Raw genomic sequence first — 2500 nt, forward strand, 5'->3', positions numbered from 1 at the left:
AAGTTGATGCATCAACATTTTTGGACTTTCGTGAATTTCTTATCTTCACTAAAATTTACATAAAGATACCGGTGGTCAGGGTCGAACCGACACTCCACGAGGGAACACGATTTTGAGTCGATTCAAATTCGTGCATTCTTATCAGGCATTAAAAAACCTTATTTATTCAAGGTTCTATTCAAATTTATATTCTTCATTAATTTAAAACCGAAAACGACTCAAGCCTTTTTGCGGACTAATTTAATTTTAATACTTCTCTCATTTATAATCAATTTTTTTTCCTTGCTCTTTTTCTGCATTTTAAAGTCCAAGAAAAAATGAGGTTTTCTCCTGCATTTTACTCTTTTACTCACTTTTTACCTTTGGCTGTGTTAAATGTTATTGTTGATAATTAGAAAAAACAAGGGAAACACCTAAATTATTGAAGGCTTCCCTATCTTTATTAAAGTAACACACCTGTTGTAGAATCTAAATTTCTGTGGAATGTGATTTAATAACTTCTGCACCAAACTCTAAGCATTCACTGCATATAGAAACTCCTGGTCCCATAGCTAATTCCCCGACTTCTTCTTTACTTCTGCGACAAAAAGAACAAGTTTCAACGTGTTGTGTATTGTTTATATTATTTGGAATTGAAGTTTTCTCTATGGAACTGTACAGTTCATCAATTACTTTCGGATCAATATAATCGAAGTCACCTTTTAATTTCACTGCAATAGTTGTATAAGCAATAGCCATTCCTTCATAAAAACGTTGTCTTTCTAATTGGTCACTACTTTTTGATTTTTCTTCACATAATGAGCTTAGTTTCTCTAATTCCAAGATAATATCTTCAATTTTTGCACCTCGAAAGGTTTTTTTGCGAAAATCTTGCTCCATTATTTACACCTCCCATTTTATATGACACATTTGTATACATATTTAATGAGGTATATTCTTCAAACCTATAAAATATTCCTACTTTTTTAAAAATTATTTTTGGATTAAACTGGCTTCTTAGTATTAAGAACTAAACATTGAACTTTGACAGACACACACTACCATAAGTGTCCGTCATTTCAAATAAAAATGTTGTTAATAGAAATTCTTTAATATTGTGTTTTGTACTTTCATTACTTCGGCTATCTACAAACAAGAACCAAGCAAGGTAATTATCAAGATATTTGGTAACCACACCTTTAAAAGTATTTTGTATGATATGCAGTATTCACATCGAATCCCTCTATTTCGTATGTAAATAAAAAAAGAAAAATCATATGAAGGAAATTAGACCCTACAATGATTTCTCTTCAGATGTTAGAATATTCCTTCTCTCTAATGATAACATATAATCCTTAAAACTTAGCGAAAGTTTAATAAATGTTATCTATTTCAGTAAGAGTGATATAGGCAACCGCACTACCACGGCCAAACTTTTTCAGCACTTTTTCTTCTACCTTTTGTAACTTTTTCAATATTTCCAAAGGAGCTTCAGTGCCCTCAAAACGTTTTCTTCCCTTCTCAGAACCCTCTTCTATAATTTCCCATTTTGAAGGTTGAAATGCACAAACAACTTTTCCGCCACTAATTCCAACGACATATTGAATATACGGAATTCTGCCTTTGTTTATCTTCCAATTTCCACGAGTAGCTTCATAGTAATCTTTACCTTCTTTTAATGCTTTATGGATTTTCAATAACAAGATTTCCTCTTTCATGAGTGACTCCCCCTTTTTTCTTTACAAAATATTATACAACAACAATTCTTTATCCTTATAAAACAATAACTCTGTTGAAGACATTTCGCACATGCTTTAAATAAAGCCTTTATCTGCTGATTGTCAAATGTCTCTACAATCTTTTTTCTATCCCTCAGCAATTTGATGTCTTTCATCGGATTGCTTTTTATGAGATTTCGCCCTTCTAAAAAGTTAAAAAACGCTCTCATTGCTCTCAAACGGGAATTGATACTGACTGTCTTGAGACCTTTTTCTATCATGTACATAATGACATTTCGCTTAATGGTTTCTCCTGTCCATTCACCTACACGTAATTCGATTTCTTGCTCTTTTAGCAGTTTTACAAATGCATTTAGCTCACTGCGGTAATATTTAATTGTATGTTCTCTTAAATTCCTCAATTCGCAATCCTCAATAAATATCTCTAACAATTCATCGAACGTGTATTCAATTTCCACGATGTCGTCAGATATTAGCAATAGCTCTTCACGACTCAGCTCTCCTCGTCTCTCCCTCTTGCTCTTTCTCTGCAATTTTCTCTCATTTTCCATTCTTTTCACTGTTTATTTCACCTCACCGAACACGATTGTCCGCACACGATTTTTTATGCTTAAGTCGTGTTCGGTAAAAATAAAAAAAGGTCCTCATTTGAATGAGAACCCTTGTCCCTAAAGCCTTTTCCCTATTTTCAGTGCCGATGGTGGGAGTCGAACCCACACGGGCAAAGCCCACACGATTTTGAGTCGTGCGCGTCTGCCAATTCCGCCACACCGGCGTAATAT

At 33.7% G+C, this 2500-nt stretch carries 3 protein-coding genes, 1 tRNA gene and 1 pseudogene; all 5 read right to left on the bottom strand.

Annotation, left to right across the window (positions count from 1 at the left end; translation table 11 throughout):
* Positions 1 to 468: 468 nt before the first annotated feature.
* A complete protein-coding gene (locus AC3ASS_RS13710; protein ID WP_488284086.1) occupies positions 469 to 879 on the bottom strand; it encodes a ClpX C4-type zinc finger protein in 411 nt (136 codons plus the stop codon).
* Between the two features lie 130 nt (positions 880 to 1009).
* Positions 1010 to 1183: pseudogene (locus tag AC3ASS_RS13715) on the bottom strand (IS1595 family transposase); the annotation flags it as partial.
* A gap of 169 nt (positions 1184 to 1352) precedes the next feature.
* Complete coding sequence (locus tag AC3ASS_RS13720; protein WP_488284087.1) at positions 1353 to 1697, bottom strand: hypothetical protein; 345 nt, start codon at positions 1695 to 1697, stop codon at positions 1353 to 1355.
* Complete coding sequence (locus tag AC3ASS_RS13725; RefSeq protein ID WP_488284088.1) at positions 1694 to 2269, bottom strand: tyrosine-type recombinase/integrase; 576 nt, start codon at positions 2267 to 2269, stop codon at positions 1694 to 1696. Before AC3ASS_RS13725 ends, AC3ASS_RS13720 begins: the two co-directional genes overlap by 4 nt.
* 141 nt (positions 2270 to 2410) lie before the next feature.
* Positions 2411 to 2493, bottom strand: a tRNA-Leu gene (locus AC3ASS_RS13730).
* Positions 2494 to 2500 lie beyond the last annotated feature (7 nt).

This window comes from Bacillus sp. JST-5 (genome assembly GCF_057747715.1).